Source organism: Paenibacillus sp. sgz302190, assembly GCF_059820445.1.
Genome location: NZ_JBZYAO010000032.1, coordinates 17720 through 36119, shown reverse-complemented (window position 1 = coordinate 36119; position 18400 = coordinate 17720). Strand labels below are relative to the sequence as shown.

Annotated in this window: 13 protein-coding genes and 1 pseudogene; 4 read left to right on the top strand and 10 right to left on the bottom strand. The window is 49.1% G+C overall.

Going from position 1 to position 18400, the window contains the following annotated elements; translation table 11 throughout:
• Positions 1 to 84: 84 nt before the first annotated feature.
• The 5 genes from AC6RNO_RS27020 to AC6RNO_RS27000 all read right to left on the bottom strand — a co-directional run bounded on the left by AC6RNO_RS27020 (position 85) and on the right by AC6RNO_RS27000 (position 7219).
• Positions 85 to 2094, bottom strand: coding sequence for a beta-galactosidase (locus AC6RNO_RS27020; protein WP_488437091.1), 2010 nt, complete (start codon positions 2092 to 2094; stop codon positions 85 to 87).
• A gap of 179 nt (positions 2095 to 2273) precedes the next feature.
• The gene (locus AC6RNO_RS27015; RefSeq protein WP_497107367.1) at positions 2274 to 3857 is read right to left on the bottom strand and encodes a family 20 glycosylhydrolase; all 1584 of its coding nucleotides are present in this window, start codon (positions 3855 to 3857) and stop codon (positions 2274 to 2276) included.
• Positions 3858 to 4064: 207 nt separating this feature from the next.
• On the bottom strand, positions 4065 to 4889 hold the full coding sequence (locus tag AC6RNO_RS27010) for a carbohydrate ABC transporter permease (protein ID WP_488437040.1): 825 nt from the start codon (positions 4887 to 4889) through the stop codon (positions 4065 to 4067).
• A 12-nt stretch (positions 4890 to 4901) separates the two neighbouring features.
• A complete protein-coding gene (locus AC6RNO_RS27005; protein WP_497107366.1) occupies positions 4902 to 5792 on the bottom strand; it encodes an ABC transporter permease subunit in 891 nt (296 codons plus the stop codon).
• Between the two features lie 86 nt (positions 5793 to 5878).
• Entirely contained in the window at positions 5879 to 7219 is a 1341-nt protein-coding gene (locus AC6RNO_RS27000; RefSeq protein WP_497107365.1) for an extracellular solute-binding protein, read from the bottom strand.
• 193 nt (positions 7220 to 7412) lie between these two features.
• Between AC6RNO_RS27000 and AC6RNO_RS26995 the strand changes: the two genes are divergently transcribed.
• From AC6RNO_RS26995 to AC6RNO_RS26980, 4 genes are all read left to right on the top strand, one after another.
• Complete coding sequence (locus tag AC6RNO_RS26995) at positions 7413 to 9230, top strand: histidine kinase (RefSeq protein ID WP_497107364.1); 1818 nt, start codon at positions 7413 to 7415, stop codon at positions 9228 to 9230.
• The gene (locus AC6RNO_RS26990; RefSeq protein WP_497107363.1) at positions 9227 to 10822 is read left to right on the top strand and encodes a response regulator; all 1596 of its coding nucleotides are present in this window, start codon (positions 9227 to 9229) and stop codon (positions 10820 to 10822) included. Before AC6RNO_RS26995 ends, AC6RNO_RS26990 begins: the two co-directional genes overlap by 4 nt.
• Before the next feature lie 392 nt (positions 10823 to 11214).
• A complete protein-coding gene (locus tag AC6RNO_RS26985; RefSeq protein WP_474683509.1) occupies positions 11215 to 12777 on the top strand; it encodes a PAS domain S-box protein in 1563 nt (520 codons plus the stop codon).
• 257 nt (positions 12778 to 13034) lie between these two features.
• Positions 13035 to 13682 (top strand): hypothetical protein, encoded by a 648-nt coding sequence (locus tag AC6RNO_RS26980; protein WP_497107362.1) that lies wholly within the window; start codon positions 13035 to 13037, stop codon positions 13680 to 13682.
• Here AC6RNO_RS26980 and AC6RNO_RS26975 read toward each other — a convergent pair.
• From AC6RNO_RS26975 to AC6RNO_RS26955, 5 genes and pseudogenes are all read right to left on the bottom strand, one after another.
• Positions 13655 to 15550: a PrkA family serine protein kinase gene (locus tag AC6RNO_RS26975; protein ID WP_488437045.1), complete on the bottom strand. Its 1896-nt coding sequence runs from the start codon at positions 15548 to 15550 to the stop codon at positions 13655 to 13657. The genes AC6RNO_RS26980 and AC6RNO_RS26975 overlap by 28 nt on opposite strands.
• Positions 15551 to 15707: 157 nt before the next feature.
• Positions 15708 to 15893 (bottom strand): hypothetical protein, encoded by a 186-nt coding sequence (locus AC6RNO_RS26970; protein WP_474683671.1) that lies wholly within the window; start codon positions 15891 to 15893, stop codon positions 15708 to 15710.
• A gap of 67 nt (positions 15894 to 15960) precedes the next feature.
• Positions 15961 to 16176 (bottom strand): annotated as a pseudogene (locus tag AC6RNO_RS26965) (IclR family transcriptional regulator domain-containing protein); the annotation flags it as partial.
• A gap of 140 nt (positions 16177 to 16316) precedes the next feature.
• On the bottom strand, positions 16317 to 16517 hold the full coding sequence (locus AC6RNO_RS26960; protein ID WP_488437046.1) for a hypothetical protein: 201 nt from the start codon (positions 16515 to 16517) through the stop codon (positions 16317 to 16319).
• Positions 16518 to 16913: 396 nt separating this feature from the next.
• A complete protein-coding gene (locus tag AC6RNO_RS26955) occupies positions 16914 to 18233 on the bottom strand; it encodes an iron-containing alcohol dehydrogenase (RefSeq protein ID WP_497107361.1) in 1320 nt (439 codons plus the stop codon).
• Between the last annotated feature and the right edge of the window lie 167 nt (positions 18234 to 18400).

The following is an 18400-nucleotide window of genomic DNA, read 5'->3' as shown; positions in this document are numbered from 1 at the left end:
TATGTTGCCAACTTGTATGCACGATACCCAATAGAACTAATTACAGTCAGGACCAGACATCGCTTCATTCCACCAACCGTACAATCAGCCCTCGGCAGCTATAATTCGAACGCCCCACGGCTCGATATTGAGCGCCTCTCCTTGTTCCACACCTTCACCGAAGAGCAGCTCCGCCCCGCCTTGGTACGAATAGACGAACGTCTGCGTATCGTCGGAATAGTTGAAATAGAACCGTACCGTCCGGCCCGCTCTGTTCACGCCGGTCTTCACAATCAGCGGAAACGCGAGCTGCTGGTCCGTTCCCCACAGCCCCGCCGCATCGACGGCCGACCGAAGCACGCGCCGCATCGAAGCGGCATCAAACAGGCCGCCGATATACGTCGCGCAGCCGCTTCCGTGCCGGTTGCGGGTCGCCGCAGCATATTGTCCCCAATGCGGATGGACGTAGGAGGCGAGCACCTCGGCCTGTTCGGACATGGGCGTCAGCAGCTCCATAAAGCTTTCCACCGTCCCCGCTTCCTCAGCACCGTCGAATAGTTTGCCCGCAAGTCCGACACCTTTCGGCTCGACGAACATGCTGTACGAGACGCCGCAGGCTTCCGAGATGATGCCCGGTTGACTCGTAGTCCGCACCTTCACCGTATCATCGGCGAAGCCGCTCTTGAAGGAGTAGACGACATGACCGCCTCCCGCTGTATAAGCGTTCAACCGCTTCAGCGCTTCGTCCGGCACCGCGTAAAGCGCAGGCACGACGATCAGTCCGTAATCGTCCAGGCATTCGAAGGACGGATGGATAAAGTCGCAGGACACATTCATCTTATAGAGCTCGTCGTACATCCGGCGGACAACATCGTTATACGTTCGTCCGTCGGGAAGCTTGAACCATTCCAACGCCGTCAGCGCTTCGTTGCTGACCATGACCGCGACCCGATTCGTCTTGCGCAAGCCGATCAGCTCGTCAGAGAGCCGGGCGAAATCGTGGCCAATCGTCATCGCTTCGTTATAAACCGGGTTCGGCTGCAAATCGTGACTCAACAAGCCCTTCCAGTACGTTTCGATCGAGTTGTGAATCGAATGCCAGTGCCAGTAGGCAACCATCGAAGCACCAGATGCGACATGGCTGAACGCCAGAAGCCTCAACTGGCCCGGGTACGGCGTCATGTTCGGAAACGCCTGTGCCTGAGTCTCTAGTACAAGGTAGTTTGCCCGTTTCAGCGAACGCGCCATGTCCCCGCCGAACGATACCTCGATGCCGGTCAGCTTGCTTTGGGAAGGATGGTAAATGTCGACGCCCGCAATATCGAAAGGCGCCGCTGCAGCGAAGTGGTCCACCGACGGCTGCACACCGTACGAATACCCTCGCCATTCGAAGTCAAAGTTCTGCGTGACGAACTGGCCGGGACGCTTGTATTCGTTTACGATAGCGACCTGCCAAGCGAGGAAGTCAGTCACCAGCTTCCGCTGGAAACGTGCGAATTCAGCTCCTAAACTGCCGTTGATCGTGCCAATGACAGAAGGGAAGTCCTCCCAGCTGTTGATGCGATTGCTCCAATAGTCTAGGCCAAACCGCCGGTTGATCTCATCCAAGGATCCGAATTTCCCTCGCATGTATTTGACAAATTGAAGCTGTACATTTGGTCCTGCCGTGTTATAGTGCTTCGTTTCGTTATCCGTTTGATACCCAATAACGGCGGGATGACTAGCCACTCTCGAAATCAGCTTGCGAATAATCCGCTCTGCATAGAATAAATAGACCGGGTTTGTAATGTCCATAATCTGTCTGGGGCCATATTTACCCGGCCCAAGCGGCGTGATGGCAAGCACGGCGGGATGTTCCTTCACCATCCAAGTCGGGACAGCATAGGTCGGCGTGCCGACAATAACGTGAATGCCGGCAGCGTGCATCGCGTCAAGTACCCGGTCTACGGAACTGAAATCGAAGTCGCCGTTCTGAGGTTCATGTGTACTCCATGTCGATTCCGCGATTCGGACTACGTTAATACCGGCTTCTCTCATCATCCGAATGTCTTCGTTCAGCCTGTCATTAGGCATGTACTCATCATAATAAGCAACACCGTAGAGAAGTTCTTTAATCATTACTTAAATGCTCCTTCTGCTAATTGGACGTATATTAATCTGAAGTTTTCTAGATATTACCTATTTAAAAAATCCCGGTCATAGACCGGGATTCTGAAGGTGTTCAGCCGGTAGCCAAGATGGAATGCAAAGAGGTTCTTGGACTAATTGATCATCCTAGCTTCAATTATGATGCGTTAAGGCGCTGATCCAACGCTTTGGATTATTGATTGAAAGTCTGCGTAGGTTGTGACAAGCGGAGCAGACTCCCAGGTCTTCTGTGCCATCACCCGCAGCCTCGGGAAGATCGATGCGGCCACTTGCTCTTCGGTCAATCCGTTCACGTCGTTCCAGAAATTAAGTGAAGAACCAAGGTTGCGGGGTTCAGCCGCTCCAACGTCATAGAGCGGTGTCAGAGTCCCGCTGCTTCCATCCTGATAGTTGTATGCAAAACCGTGGAAGAGATTCACGGCCCAGTCCTCGTACATGTGCTGGATCGACGGCACGGGCGTGTAGCCGTAATCAGGAAAGTCGTACGTAGGCCAGAAGCCGGAGTTCTGGATGGTGTACCCCTCGAGCAGGAGCTGTTGAGGTGATACCGGATTCGTAGGACTAGGGTATGGGGTGTTCAGGTCCGTCCACCAATCTATGACGACGTTTTTGTCGATCGGAATGGTATGATCCGGTGTGGTAGAATCGTTCCAAATCCGTAGTGTTTTACCTTTGGCACGGACCAACCCATTGATTTCATTAATCAATCCGTGAACACCGTCCTTCGCCGTGGCAAGCGGCCCATATGTCTGTTTGGCGTACTGCTCGAGCTGCGGATAGTTCTGATATTCGCTGTCACCAAGGAACTCATCAGCCCCCACGTGCCAGTACTTCCCCGGGAATAGCGGGAGATACTCTTCGATCAGATTATGCAAGAACTCCCGAGCAGCAGGGATCGTGTAGTCGATCTTATTGGGGACGGCTACACCATTCTGGTCTTTCAGTTGAAACTCGGGGTGATTCTTCAGAGCCCAGCCCATGTGCCCCGGCATGTCGATCTCGGGTATGACCGTGATATGGTAGCTCGCCGCAAGCGTCACCAGCTTTCGAATCTGATCTTTGGTGAGGAACTGTGGCGATTGAAGGCCCTGGCCGCTTTCAATGCGCCAGCCCTGATCATCCGTGAAATGGAGGTGGAGATAGTTGAGCTTCAGATAGGCCATTTCCCGAACCCGCGCCGCAAGCCAGTTGTACGAAATGTTACGGCGGGCTATGTCCATCATCAGTCCGCGCTCGGGATAGCGTGGCCAATCCCGAGCGGCGCCAGCAGGTACTGAAGGGGACTGTTTCAGCAACTGGAGCAAGGTGCGAGTCCCGTAGAAGGCGCCTGCCGATGTGGTCGCCTTGATGTTCACGGACGATCCGACTGTGAGCTTATATCCTTCATCACCAATCTGGGTATCCTGTGAGCCAAGCTCAAGCAATATGTCACCTGGATCGGGATCCTTTTTTGTAATCTTGATTTTGACTTTTTTTCCGGTCAACGCTTCCAAGTCATCGGCAAAGACCTCGGCATCGGAACGAAGTCGAGATTCGTCTGATGGATGAATAAGAACATAGGGGTGCTTACCAATTTGGAACGATCCTGACGATCCCGTCCACTCACGCAGAGCCGGGATGGTTGTTGGCCGCGACGAATTAGACGAATCAGCTTCTGCTATCGCCCCCACGTTCAGCAGCATTACGACAGCCAACGCAGAACCGACTACACCTTTCCATACTTGTTTCATCTTTTGACATCCTCCTAATTATTAAAGAATTTTAGGGTATAGTCGAAGCAGGTGGTACAAGATTCCTTTAATAACCAGAATTTTTCCTCTCACCCCTCCTTTCATTCTCATTTAGTTCACTTCCATTCTTCAATGCAACTTAATTTGGGTCTAAACTGCTCATCTTCTCCCAGAAAATCATTTCTCTTTAAATGGTTCTGACCCAAGCTACCCTTTTACCGCGCCTGCCGTAACACCTTTAGTAATCTGTTCGTTAAATAGCGCGTAGATAAGTATTGCTGGTACCGATATCAATACCATTACGGCAAACTGAGAGCCGTAATCGGATGAGTACAAACCTGTAAAATTCTGAACTGAAAACGGCAATGTCTTATAAGTATCCCTACTTAAAAACGTTGCTGCCATAATGAATTCATTCCAACAAGTCAAAAAGGAGTTGACCGCAACCGTGACGACGGCAGGCATCATCAATGGAAGGATAATTTGAAATACAAGTCTAAAGATACCGCAACCGTCAATGATCGCTGATTCTTCAAGCGCAGACGGAATAGTACGCATAAATCCTGAAAGGATAAACATTCCTAATGGTACATTTACAGCTGTATAAGGCAAAATCAGTGCCCAGTAACTATCCCTCAACCCTAATGTCTTAAACATAGCAAAGGCAGGCAGCAAAGTTGCGTGAAGAGGAATCATGATACCAAGCAGAATGATCGTATAAAAGATGCCTCTGAATTTCCACCTCATTCGGGTGAATGCGTAGGCCAGCATTATAGATATTAAGACCGTAAGAACAATCGAGACGCCTGATACGACGATGCTATTTGTAAGATATTTCAAGAAATTACCATCAACCCAAGCATTTGCGTAATTTCCCCACTTTGGTGAGCTCGGCCACTTAATAAGTTCCGATGAATAAAACTCACTGCTATCCAAGAAAGAGTAATTCACCAACCAGATCAGAGGAAATAACTGCACAAGAGCAGCTAAGATACAACATATCCATAGACAAACTTTCTTCAATGATTTCATTCCCCAAACCTCCTAATACTCAACTGAGTTGCGACTCGTGATTTTATTGCTGATGTAGGAGGCAATTAAACAAATGATAATAAACAATATCGAGATTGCATTGGCATATCCATACTCACTTGCCTTGAATGCCTTGTTATATAAATAAACGGCTAAAAATTGCGTGGCATCTCCAGGACCGCCGCCCGTGGTCAAATAAACTCCTTCCATTTGTTTCAACGCCGCGATAATCGCCAGAGTAACCTGAATCGTAATTACCGGGGATAAAAGAGGGACCGTGATCTTCCAATGAAGTTTAAATCCAGAAGCCCCATCCAATCGCGCCGCCTCATACATATCCTCCGGTATTCCTTTGACTCCCGCATAGTAAAACAATAATCCCCATCCAAATCCCGACCAAATTAAGATAAGGAGCATTGCCCCCAAAGCCGTGTTCGTATCAGCCAGCCAAGCATGTTTTAACGACCCCAAACCGATTGAAATAAGGAACTTATTAAATATGCCAAAATTGGGATCGAGAATGGACAGCCACATTTTTGCGATAACGACAACTGAAATTACGCAGGGGATGAAGAAAATCGTGCGAAAAATCTTCTCAGCCTTACCTCCGATCCGGTCCAGCAAGAGAGCAAAAAAGATACATAGCGGATGTTGGATAAAGATGAAACCCAGACCGAGCAGAAGAGCATTTCGTAACGAAACCCAAAACTGCTTGTCATGAAACAGTAAATTTCGATAATTGTCCATACCAACCATCGTAATCTTCGTTCCTGGTCCCATTGTTTCCGTGAAAGAATAATATCCACTTAAAATAATCGGAGCCAGAAACATAAATAAAAATAACAGTAACCCTGGAAAAACAAAAATTAAAATGGACCATCTATTACTGAGTACTTTTTGCATGATGCACCACCTCATACTTTTAAAAGTATGGAGCAGGTACTCAGCCCTACCCCACACATTTAGCCTAGCCCTGACCCATACTTTACTTATTTTGATTGTTTATCAATTGCTGCCTGTAACCTGTCGACCAGTTGTTCAGGCGAAGATGATGCACTGAAGAATTCACCGAATACATTTTGGATATCATTTTTTAAGCTAGGGGTACCATGGTCAATCCAGGAGATACCAGGTGTGGATGTGGCACTTGTAAGAATGTCACTCATTTGCTTTTGGACTTTGGATTCATTGCCTGCCAATTCATATTTTTGTGCCGGCACAAGGCCTCCAACTTGCCAGCTTACTTTAGGCCATTGCCCAGCACCCATCATGTAATCAAAAAATTTCTTTGCTTCTTCCGGATGCGGGGACGCACTGACTAGGGAAACGCCTCCACCATTCCACGCCTGCAAATCGGTATCTTTGCCCTTTCCGCCGCTTACGACAGGAAATTTAATAACTTCCAGGTTGTTTCGGAACTCTTCAGGAAGGCTTGCATTTGTAGCCATGCCAGATTCCCAAGAGCCCATATACCACATTGCTGCTTTCCCTTGCGTAAACAGGTTTTGGGACATTCCGTAGTCAGCCGTCATAAAGCCATCTTGGAACAGACCTGCATCCCGGAACTGTTTGAAAATCTTCGCCCCCTCGAGGAAGCTTGGATCATCTTTTAAGGACTTCTTGCCGTCCACTGCATCCAGAATGGCTTGCTGATCGCCATTTACGCGCTGAACAACGTTTTGGTACAACTCCGCCAGATTCCACTGATCCTTCCCATTCATAGATATTGGAGCAATGTTCTTTTTACGGAATTCCTTCGCGGCAGCGATCAGTTCATCGGTTGTCGTCGGTATTTTCACGCCGTTATCTTCAAACAATTTTTTGTTGTAATAAATGACTTCATAGTCGCTGCTCCTAGGTAGTCCGTACAGCTTGCTCTCATACGTAAAGTTCTTAAGTGAACCCGGCAGGAAACCGAAGCTATCGTTGTTATAATCTTTAGGATTCAATTCCTTTACATATCCGGCTTGCCGCAGAGCATTTAGTTCTGCTCCACCAAATACTGCAGTGATATCAATTGGTTCGTTCGATGCCATATAAGTTCTTAACTTATTCGAGAAAGGCTCCCCTAGTGCTTCAACCTCGATTGTTACATTCGGGTTCTCTTTCATGTAATTGTTAATAATCGTTTGTTCAGCAAGTCCTTGACCAGCTTTCCGATCCGGCAAGTTCGAGAAGAAACGTAACGTTACTTTTTTAGCCGGTGCTGCAGAATCCGTAGCGGAGTTTGGACTGGAACTCGAATTGCCATTGTCATTGTTGCATGCTGTCAATAGAACCATCAGACCTAGTGATGCGAAGAGCAATTTGCTTGCAGTCTTTCTATGCATTTGTATTCCCCCTTGGAAGTTCATTTTGTTGCTACGTGAGCAATCTTATCATGGACATCGTGAAATTTCAGCGGAGAAAAAGACAGTAAGGTTGAAATTTCGTAACTGTTAGCAACACCCATATTGTTCCCGTTCGAACACGTGATTATAATTGATAGAATGACACCTTGATGAGGAAAGGGCGGCGAACCTTATGAAAAGACTTTACTTGGATTTAAGCATACGTCTCAAAATTTTCGTCGTATTCTATTCGGTTATTGCACTAATCACGTTTTCAATAGGTTTTTATTCGTACCAGACAGTCAAAAAACAGATTATCGATAAAGTTAGTACGACCAACATTGGAATCATAAGAGAAATCGGGAACAGCATATCCTCCATGCGTAAGCAAGTTGAGGATTGGGCAACCGTATTCATTTCTTCTCAGCCCATTCAATCTGAACTTTCACAAGGAGGCAGCTCAGGTGAGTCACTAGGGAACACCCTTTATAATGGACCAACAGCCTCCATTATGGATTACATGCTGACTACCCGCATTTTTGATTACTTATCCCTTTATGGAGCCAAGGAGAATCCTCTTTTTAGTGAATCCACTGGCAACGGCAGCAATCCCTATGCGCTTTCCGATATTCACGAAAGTCCAACTTATTCGGAAATTCTTCAGAAAAATGGTGCTCCACTTTGGTTTCCGTTAACGGATAAAAAAAATACATTTGTTCACGATGACCAAAATGAAATGATTGGCATGAGCAGAATCGTACGTAATGTTTACAACGGAAAACATATCGGATTATTGTTTTTGGGCATTAACACGGAAACGGTCCGAAAGCTTTATCTAAAAAATCTTTATGATAATGATCATGGTATCGTCTTATTGGATCAGAAAGGTACGCTATTAATGCAAGCAGGAATGCCACAATATCAGATGGATGGGTTCATAAAGGTTTTAAACGGTATAGATGACAAATCGCTAACAGGGACCAAAATCGTAACAGTAAACGGTGAAAAATTGCTAGTCACCTTTAGCACGATGGATTCCTTAGGTTGGCGTGTTTTTTACACGGTCCCCCTTGCTTTCCTCACAAATGAATTGAATGCTATAAAAGAATTCACGTTCATCTTAATTTTTATATGCCTAATTCTAAGTTTGCCATTAATGCTGGTTTGCACAATCTTCCTTACAGCACCAATTAAAGCTTTGCAGAGATCTATGAAGAGGTTTCAAAATGGAAATTTCGAAGAACGTGTGAACATCAAATATCGGGATGAGATTGGTGAACTTGGTAGGGGATATAACAGTATGGTTTTGAAAATCAAAACCTTAGTAAATGATGTCTATCTGCTTAAACTTAGCGAAAAAGAGGCAGAGCTCAAAGCCCTGCAAGCACAAATTAACCCACATTTCCTCTATAACATGCTGGATACAATCTTTTGGGAAGCTCAGACTTCCGGAAACAAAAAAATTTCCGATATGATTATTAGTCTTTCTCGGCTGCTTCGGCTTAATTTAAACCGTGGCAGCAGTCTAACCAGTGTAGTGAAGGAAAAAGAACTTATTGGCCATTATCTCGCTCTTCAGAAGATGAGATTTGAGGAAAAGCTTCAATACAGCATTGAAATCCCATCTAAGCTGGATCATTACGTCATTCTAAAACTGATTCTTCAACCTTTTATTGAAAATGCAATAATACACGGAATTGAGAAAAAACATGAAGGTGGAGCAGTTAGAGTTTCTGGTAATTTAGCCAACAACAATCTTGAATTTCTGATAGAGGATGATGGAATCGGGATGGATGAAATTACAATAAATAAAATTATGAATTACGTCCCTCCAAGCAGGTCCAATCTTTCGAGCGATACCAGCGGCTACGGAACTCACAATGTTTTTGCACGCTTGCAGCACTTTTATAATGATCAATATACGCTAAGAGTGGAGAGTCAGATTGGTGTGGGTACAAAAGTATTTCTTCGAATCCCATTAAATCAGGGCGAGAGGGAGGTAATCTTATGATTAACTTACTGATAGTTGACGATGAAAGGCGTGCCCGTGAAGGGATCCGAAATGCAATTGATTGGAATTCGCATGACATCCATATTGCAGGTGAAGCTTGTGATGGGGCTGAAGCGCTCAAGATAATTAAACAATTCCCAGTAGACATCATGATCACTGACATTCGAATGCCAGTTATGGATGGCCTCGAATTAATTAAGGAAGTGTCGGTATTATATCCTAACATTCGTAACATTATTTTCAGTGGATACGATGAATTTGCTTATGCTCAAAAAGCCATGACGTTCGGCACATGCGAATATTTATTAAAACCGAGCCGGCCGGATGAGATTCTGGACGTTATCAAGAAACAAGCAAATCATATTAACGAAGAAAAAAAGCAAAGTGAAGCGTTGGACCAATTACGCATTGGTTTTCAAAGTAGCTTGCCTTTGTTACGGGACCGGACATTGAGTCGCTTGGTATTATCAGAGCGTCCCCCATCTGATCGTCTTGAGGCGATGCTAAGCCTTAACCACATTACATTTCCAAAGATGCTGTTTGGCGTTCTGGTGCTTGAAATTGATAATTTTTACACGTTGGAACAAAAATTCAATTATAAGGAGATTGAGCTGTTTAAGTTTGCGATTAAAAATATCACGGAAGAAATACTTTCGCAAACGCTCGTTTGTGCAGCCTTTGAACATCAGGACAGCATTGTATTGATCCTTAACACAGATCAGTGGATTGATACGATGGCTTTCCAGGGGATTATGATGGAGTTACAAACGGGAGTTAGTCAGCATCTTCCACTTACAATTTCAATAGGTGTTGGAAGTATGGACAAGGGAATTTCCTACCTTCATTCATCTTACCGTGAAGCTGTAGATGCACTAGAAAAACGGTTTTTTAAAGGCTCGGAAAAAATCGTTAATTACATGGAGGAGGATATAGAAGCAACTTCATATCCCCTTTCTGAAGAGAAAGCCATTATTCAGGCCATTATCTCTGGTAGTCGGGAAGTAATGGTCGAAAAGTTTAATGCATTTCATTATGCATTAAAACCCGAAAGCAGCTCGAAAAGCCATGTTCTCAACTCCATGCTTGCTCTAGCTTTTAGTTTGTTTCACTTTTGTATCGAAAAAAACATAAATACCGATGAAATCTTCGTCGAGGATTTCCCAAAGCTGTCAAAGATCCTCACTAGTTCAAGCATGGATGTGATTAAAAGTGTAATAACAGGGATTATGTGCAGAATAAGTGATCAAATAAACTCATCCAAAAACAATAATAGGATATTTCTAGAAGCTCTGGCTTATATAAATCAAAATTACAACAAAGATATCAGCCGAGACATAGTGGCAAGAGAAGTTTTCATAACCCCTGGCTACCTGGGTATTCTTTTTAAACAGCAATTAAACATGGGTTTTTTAGAATATTTGCATAAGATCCGAATCGACCGTGCCATAGAGTTGCTCTCTAATCCTGGGATCAAAATTAGTGAAATCGCCTATCAAGTCGGTTATCAAGATGAAAAATACTTCTCTCAAGTTTTTAGGAAGTACACTGGGCTGACCCCAAATCAATATCGAAATAATTTGCCTATACGATGAGAAATTGAGCAGGAGGGGGCTAGTCGTCCCCTTCTCTAACCACCAATGCAGTTATTTTGTAACTTGTACATGAAACGCTAAACACTTCAATCCACCTGCCGGACAATCAGCTCAGGATATTCTTGTCACAAAAACACCCGTTCCGATTCCCGGAATTGGTGATGAGCGAAAGTGAGGTAAACATAAATAACACTTGATTTATCAAGGTTTTCTTAGATTGAACTTTTTAAATTTACAAAAATGTTACATAATGTATATAATTGTATTAAATCGTTTTCATACTTTGTTTTGAAATCCCGTTTTTGCTCCGATTTTATACGAAATAAAGAAATATTTCACAGAAAACTGTATAATGAGATTCATACAGCATGAATGGACCAGGAGTTGAAAGTATGCCCAAGATACCCGTTACTCGCGATGGTAAACGCGGTTCGAAAACGCTGCTCATCTCATCAGAAGACGTAGTCAAGATTGAATGTATCCGCAACAAGGAGTACATCATCCATACGCTGGAGGACGCTTATTATTACTGCTCCTCTCCCGATGCTTTTGAAGAATGGCTGTATGAAGACGGATTCCGGCTGATCGATCAGACGAATTTGGTCAATATGAACTATATTACCGACTACGATCCTGGCAAGGGCATCGTCTATTTGGGCACTCCAGGCAAGCAGTTCTCCAAAACGGCCTCCGCGGCGCGCATTCATCGCGAACATATCACCAATGTGATGGAAATGCTTCGCATTGCCAGCCACGAGCAGGATAAGGGCTTCCCTGCGGACAGCGATTCCGACGAAAAGCTCCGTAAAATGATTTCGCAGAACGGCGACGATCAGTTTTACAGATCCTATGCGATGATTCAGGCGATCTACGAACGGGCGCGGGCCGAAAAGCTGTTGGAGCAAAGCGAGCAGCGGTACAAGTCATTGTATGAAAACAATCCCGATGCGATATGTTCGTTCGATTCGGACGGCATTTTTATAAGTGTCAATCCGGCTACGGAGAAAATAACCGGCTACCCTGCGAACGAACTGCTGCAAAAATCGATGAAGCACATGATCGTTCCGCAGGACGTGGAGCATTGGGAGCAGCATTTTCAAAAAGCTTTGGAGGGCGAAACGCAAACTTACCGGATTTCGTTCATTCACAAGCTCGGGCAGCCGGTATCCTTAAGCGTGATCAACGTGCCCATTATTGTCAACGAGCAAATCGCCGGCGTATATGCGATCTGCAAAGATATATCGGAGGAGCAAAGGTCGGAAGAAATGCTGATCAAGTCTGAAAAGCTTTCCATCGTCGGACAACTCGCCGCCGGTGTCGCCCATGAGATCCGCAATCCGCTTACTTCGCTCAAAGGATTTGTCCAGCTTTTGCAAAACAAAACTACCGATTACCGGCATTATTACGACATTATGCTCTCCGAGCTGGACCGGATTAACTTTATTGTAAGCGAATTCCTCGTCATCGCTAAACCGCAAGCCGTTTCTTTCCAGCCCAAAGATATCAAGGAGATTTTAACGAACACGATTGCCCTGCTCAGCTCTCAGGCGATCATGAACAATGTGGAAATCGCCAGCAATTTGGCAGACGGCCTGCCGCCGATTCACTGCGATGAGAACCAGATCAAGCAGGTGTGCATCAACATCCTGAACAATTCGATTGACGCCATGCCGGATGGCGGGGAAATATTCGTCGAGGCCCGGCTCCACGGTGAAAACGAAATCGCCCTGGTCTTTACCGACTACGGCGTCGGCATTCCGGAGGACAGGCTTCCGCGGCTGGGCGAGCCTTTCTATACGACGAAGGAAAAAGGCACCGGACTCGGTCTCATGGTAAGCTACCGGATCATCGAAAACCACCACGGCCGCATGCACATCCGAAGCAAAATGAACCAGGGCACGGTTGTCGAAATCACGTTGCCCACTTATAAAAATATCAAGGGGGTCTCCCCTTGATACGGAATAAAGCCTCCATATCCGTAAGGGATGGAGGCTTTTGGGCGCTGAGCGGCCGGAGGGCCGGCGCGGTGGTTTTCATCGTTCCGCCGGCCCCGGGCGGAGCGTTCCCTCCACGGTACGATCGTTCCGTGGAGGGTTTGACGTCCATCGGGCCGGAGGGGCCGATGCAGCAGCTTTCGCGAAACCGGCGAAAGAGGACTCAGAGAGGGCGCAGCCACTCTTCCCCGCCGTCACGCTCGGGTTGGCACGCCGAAGTGGGAGGCGCAAAGCGGCTGGCAGGGAAAAAACCTGCGAAAGTGCAGGTTTTTTCCCTAAAAATGGCTCATTTCAGCGAAAAGCCTGCAATTGTACAGGAATTTCCGATCAACGTGGGCGGAGACCCGCATTTTAGCAAAAAAAACTGCAGATTTGCAGGAATAATCCTCATCCGGCATATCGCGGCGCAAAAAGATGCACTTTTGCAGGCTTTTTGCGTGCGGCGGCCGACGATGGTGCTTTTGCAGGCGTTCTGCGTGGTGGCCGCCGACGGTGGTGCTTTTGCCGCTTTCCGCGCGCGGCGGCCGCCGACGGTGCTTTTGCAGGCGTTCTGCGTGGTGGCCACCGACGGCGGTGCTTCTGCCGCTTTCCGCGCGCGGCCTCCGCCGATGGTGCTTTTGCAGGCGTTCTGCGTGGTGGCCGCCGACGGCGGTGCTTCTGCCGCTTTCCGCGCGCGGCCTCCGCCGATGGTGCTTTTGCAGGCGTTCTGCGCGCGGTGGTTTTTACATCACACCGGGAGCACCGGGTGCGAGTTCTCTTCGCGGCACGCCGGTTTTCATCGCGCCGCTCCCCTGAATCCGCAAATTCGGGAGGCGGTCTTCGTTTCGACCAAGCGGGATTACCGGTTTAACAGGCTGCCTACGTAGCGAAGCAGTTCATTCGCGCAAACCGGGCAGTATCCGTGCTCGTCGATCAATTGTTTCGTTACGTCGTTGATTTTCTTAAGCTGCTTCTCATCCGGCGTTTTGGTCGATGTCGTGATTTTTACAATATCTTTCAGGTCGGCAAACAGCTTTTTCTCAATCGCCTCGCGGAGCCGTTCATGGCTGCTGTAATCGAATTTTTTGCCTTTGCGGGAGTACGACGAAATGCGAATGAGAATTTCTTCGCGGAACGCTTTCTTTGCATTTTCGGAAATGCCGATCTGCTCCTCGATCGAGCGCATCAGCCGCTCATCCGGATCCATTTCCTCGCCGGTAAGCGGATCTTTAATTTTGCCCCAGTTGCAGTAGGCTTCGATGTTGTCGAGGTAATTGTCAAACAGCGTTTTGGCCGACTCCTCAAAAGAGTAGACGAACGCTTTTTGCACCTCTTTCTTGGCGATATCGTCGTATTCCTTGCGCGCTATGGAAATAAAGTTGAGGTAGCGCTCCCGCTCGTCTTTTGTGATGGACGGATGCTGATCCAGCCCGTCTTTCAAGGCGCGAAGCACATCCAACGCGTTAATGCACTGAAGATCCTGGCGGATCAAGGCGCTTGAGATGCGGTTAATGACATACCGCGGATCGATTCCGCTCATGCCTTCCTCGATAAACTCGTTTTGCATCTCTTTCAAATCCGCTTCCTTGTAGCCCTCGACGGCTTCGCCGTCATACATGCGCATTTTTTTGACAAGATCCATGCCTTGTTTTTTCGTTTCCTTCAGTCGCGTGAGAATCGAGAAAATAGCCGCGACTCTCAAGGCGTGCGGAGCAATATGAATGTGCGACATGTCGCTCTGCCCGATGAGTTTGTAGTAAATTTTTTCCTCGTCGGCAACTCTGAGGTTGTAAGGAATCGGCATCACGATCATCCGCGATTGCAGTGCTTCATTTTTTTTGTTGGCGATAAACGATTTGTACTCCGTCTCGTTCGTATGCGCGATGATCAGCTCGTCGGCGGAAATAAGCGCAAACCTGCCTGCCTTAAAGTTGCCCTCCTGGGTCAAAGACAGCAAGTTCCAAAGAAACTTCTCGTCGCATTTGAGCATTTCCTGAAATTCCATGATGCCGCGGTTCGCCTTGTTCAATTCCCCGTCAAAACGGTAAGCCCGCGGGTCGGATTCGGAGCCGTACTCCGTGATGGTCGAAAAATCTATACTTCCCGTCAAATCCGCGATATCCTGCGATTTGGGGTCCGACGGGCTGAACGTCCCGATGCCGACCCGCCCTTCCTCGGAAATAAGCACGCGCTCGACGAGCACGTCCTCGATGCATCCTTTGTACTCCGTTTTCAGACGCATTTGGCAGGACGGGCACAAAGTTCCCTCAATGCGCACGCCGAGCTCGCGCTCCACTTCGGAGCGAAGCTCATGCGGAATCAAATGAAGCGGATCTTCATGCATCGGACAGCCTTTAATGGCGTAGACGGCACCGCGGTCCGTTTTGGAGAATTGTTCAAGCCCCCGCTTGAGCATGGTCACAATGGTCGATTTTCCTCCACTGACAGGCCCCATCAGCAGCAGTATCCGCTTGCGGACATCCAGACGGCGGGCGGCGGAGTGAAAATATTCTTCCACCAGCTTCTCGATAGCGCGGTCAAGGCCGAACATTTCCTGATTAAAAAATTTGTAAGATTTATTGCCGGTTTCATCGTTAATGCCTTGCGACGCGATCATTTCGTAAACACGGGAGTGTGCGGTTTTCGAGAGGCCAGGGTTACTGCGAACCAGCTCTATGTACTCCGCGAACGTACCGGTCCAGGCCAGCATTTCCTTCTCCGTACGATGCTCCGTGATTCTTTTAAATATGTCCATGGGTACCTCCTTTCACAGCCCCCTTTGTGATGCCAGGTCGGCTCGTGATGGTGAATTGTGTATTACAATCCTATGCACTCATGGAGGATAAGTTTCCCGAAATTTTTGCCGCAGACGTGAAAGACCGGCTTTCTTGCCGATGCAAAAGGCCAAAAAATCAGCCCTGTTCGGAAGCGGAGCTGAGCCCCATAGCTTTCGTAATTTCAAGCGCGCAGAAGGTCAGTTCTTTCCTTAAAAGCTCGATCGCCAGTTGCCTCCCCGATACGATCAGGCTGGGCACGGCCACAGCGGCCGCCAGCCCGACCTTCGGATTGCCCGCCAGCACGGCGATATCGCGATCCACATATGGATTTCATATCCAGCTCCGAGACGATGCACTGCCGCTCTTCGGCATCCGCCGCTTGATACCCCTCGTGTTCCGCCAAATAACGCTCTCTTTCTTCCTGCTGAAGGTGAGCGAGCAGGAGCCGCCCCGATACCGTATGCAGCGCGTCGAATTTGGAGCCCACTTCGATGGAAATGCGGATCTTTCCGGGGCTCTCCGCCTGGTGCAGCACGACTAACTCACCATCGTGCAGAACGCTTAAATGGCAGGACTCCCACACCTTCCGCGCCAGATTGCGCATAGGAATGGAGGCGAATGCCCCTCCTCTCATGTAAGGGGAAATTCATTGGACTTTTTCGCACCGCGCGTAACTCCCAGTGCGTGGTGTTGCGCTGCTTGGCGGCGGTCGGTCGATCACATTTGCGGCTTTTTCCACCAAAACTACCGTTCTAGTCCATCTAAACTGGAGATTCCTGCATAATCGCAGACTTTTCCCCGAAACGGCCCGTTTGCATCGACAAAGCTGTACTTTTCAAGCTGCACCAGAAAACGAACATTGGAGAGACGGAACTCTAAAAACGCGTAAAAAACCTGCGAAAAACAGATTGTTAGGTTAGAGGGGGCATAGCCGCTCTTCTCCAATCCACGCCACTCCATGCTCGGATTGCAGAGCTGAAGTGGGGGGATCAAGCGGCTTGGCAGGGAAAAAACTGCGAAAGTGCAGGTTTTTTCTGCAAAAATGGTTCATTTGGTCAAAAAGCCTGCGATTGTGCAGGAATTTTCGATGAAAATGAATCTGAGCCCATGTTCGAGGCGAAAAAGCTGCACAATTGCAGGAATTTGTCGTGGATAACGTATCCGTCGAGCAAAAACTGTACTTTTGCAGGTTTTTTACGCGCAACCAGGTAGATGGGTTACCGGCTCCGGCGTGTTGGTTTCAAGGCAGACGCTGCGCTGAGCGAGCGGCGCTCCCAAAGGACGCCAACAAAAAGGCGGCAGAAAGCAACGAAGATCGCTTTCTGCCGCCTTGCTCGGCGCTTACAGCAGCCGCTGCAAGCGCAAGATCGTGAACCGGTTGCGCACGAACAGCGCATCCCGAAGTGACGCCTCAACCAGCTCCGGCTCCACGCCGAGCTGCCCGGGCGTCACCGGTCCCTGCACCGCCGCGAGCCACGCGCTAAGCTGCTCGGGTGCAGGGACCGTACGGGCGATGTCCTGCACATCGCCCCATTTTTCCGCGATGCGCGCCTTCAGCGCGCGCGCATCGACGGCCGCAGCATCCGCCGGGAAATTCTCGGCGATGACCTGCCCGGCCATGTCCCCGTAGGCTTGCCGGATGCGCTCCGCATCCGCCGCGCCGCCCAGGACAGCGCTTTGCGCGAGGCGCGCGGCGGCCTCGCCGGCCGTGACCGCGAGCAGCGCCTGGTAGCGCTGCGCCATCATCACGGTCGCGACGCCGACCTTCGCGCCGTGCAGCAGCGCCCGGCGGCGCTGCTGCAGAAGCACCATCTCCCAGTAATGGGAGAGATGGTGCTCCGCCCCCGAGGCCGGCCGCGAATGGCCGATCAGGAGCATGGAAATGCCGGATAAAATCAGGCCTTCCATCAGCTTTTGCATGCCGAGATCGCTGCGCGCGGCGATCTCGTCCAAATGGGCCGTGCACAGCTCCACGGCCTGCACGGTCAGCCGCGCGCACAGCTCGCAGTAGTGCTCGTCCAGCAGCAGGCGGCCCAGCGCCCAGTCGGCAAGCGATGTGAACTTGCCGAGCATGTCGCCGAAGCCGGCCGCGACCATCGCCTGCGGCGCCTCCGCCAGCAAGGCGAGGTCGGCGAAGATCGCCTCCGGGGCGGAGCAGGCGATCGTCTGCTTGAAGCCGCGGACGATCAGCGGCGCGCCCACGGACGCGAAGCCGTCGACGGACGGGGCCGTCGGCACGGACAAGAACGGCCGCTTCGTCCGGTGGGCGGCGAAGCGCACGATGTCGTGGACGGTGCCCGCGCCCACGGCCACAAGCGCCTGCGACGCCAGCGGCGTATCGAGCAGTACCTGCACGATCGCCTCCTCGTCGGCGGCAACCTCGCCCAGCGTGTTCTCGCGAATCACGCTGACCGAAACGTTCAGCTGCGCCGCTTCCAACAGCCCGCGCAGCTTTTCTCCCGCCGCATGCTGCGTCTTGCCGTCCGCAACAAGCGTCACATGGCTGTAGCCGGCTTCTTTCACATAGCCGGCCACCGCCTCCAATGCGCCGCGCTCGATGACGATGCGGCGGATCGGCACCTCATGCCGTTTGCCGCATTCGCAATCAAAGCTTTGGTCCAGCCATGCGTCCAATACGGAATCCCCTTGAGTCGATTTCATTGTCCTCATCCTCCCACGAATTCGTGCAATTGCCCCATAAAGCCCCCGGTCGTCCCGGGCATCCCCTCTGAACATGTACGTACAAGTAGATCTGTCCCTATTCTATCAAATCCTGTGCTATAATGGTACAACTACTTCAGCATTCCAGCGCAGGAGGACGTTTGCCG

Excerpts from the sequence above, each read along its gene's own strand:
- AC6RNO_RS27015 (WP_497107367.1), bottom strand. The coding sequence starts at position 3,857 with ATGAAACAAGTATGGAAAGGTGTAGTCGGTTCTGCGTTGGCTGTCGTA.
- AC6RNO_RS27010 (WP_488437040.1), bottom strand. The coding sequence starts at position 4,889 with ATGAAATCATTGAAGAAAGTTTGTCTATGGATATGTTGTATCTTAGCT.
- AC6RNO_RS27005 (WP_497107366.1), bottom strand. The coding sequence starts at position 5,792 with ATGCAAAAAGTACTCAGTAATAGATGGTCCATTTTAATTTTTGTTTTT.
- AC6RNO_RS27000 (WP_497107365.1), bottom strand. The coding sequence starts at position 7,219 with ATGCATAGAAAGACTGCAAGCAAATTGCTCTTCGCATCACTAGGTCTG.
- AC6RNO_RS26995 (WP_497107364.1), top strand. The coding sequence starts at position 7,413 with ATGAAAAGACTTTACTTGGATTTAAGCATACGTCTCAAAATTTTCGTC.
- AC6RNO_RS26990 (WP_497107363.1), top strand. The coding sequence starts at position 9,227 with ATGATTAACTTACTGATAGTTGACGATGAAAGGCGTGCCCGTGAAGGG.
- AC6RNO_RS26985 (WP_474683509.1), top strand. The coding sequence starts at position 11,215 with ATGCCCAAGATACCCGTTACTCGCGATGGTAAACGCGGTTCGAAAACG.
- AC6RNO_RS26975 (WP_488437045.1), bottom strand. The coding sequence starts at position 15,550 with ATGGACATATTTAAAAGAATCACGGAGCATCGTACGGAGAAGGAAATG.
- AC6RNO_RS26955 (WP_497107361.1), bottom strand. The coding sequence starts at position 18,233 with ATGAAATCGACTCAAGGGGATTCCGTATTGGACGCATGGCTGGACCAA.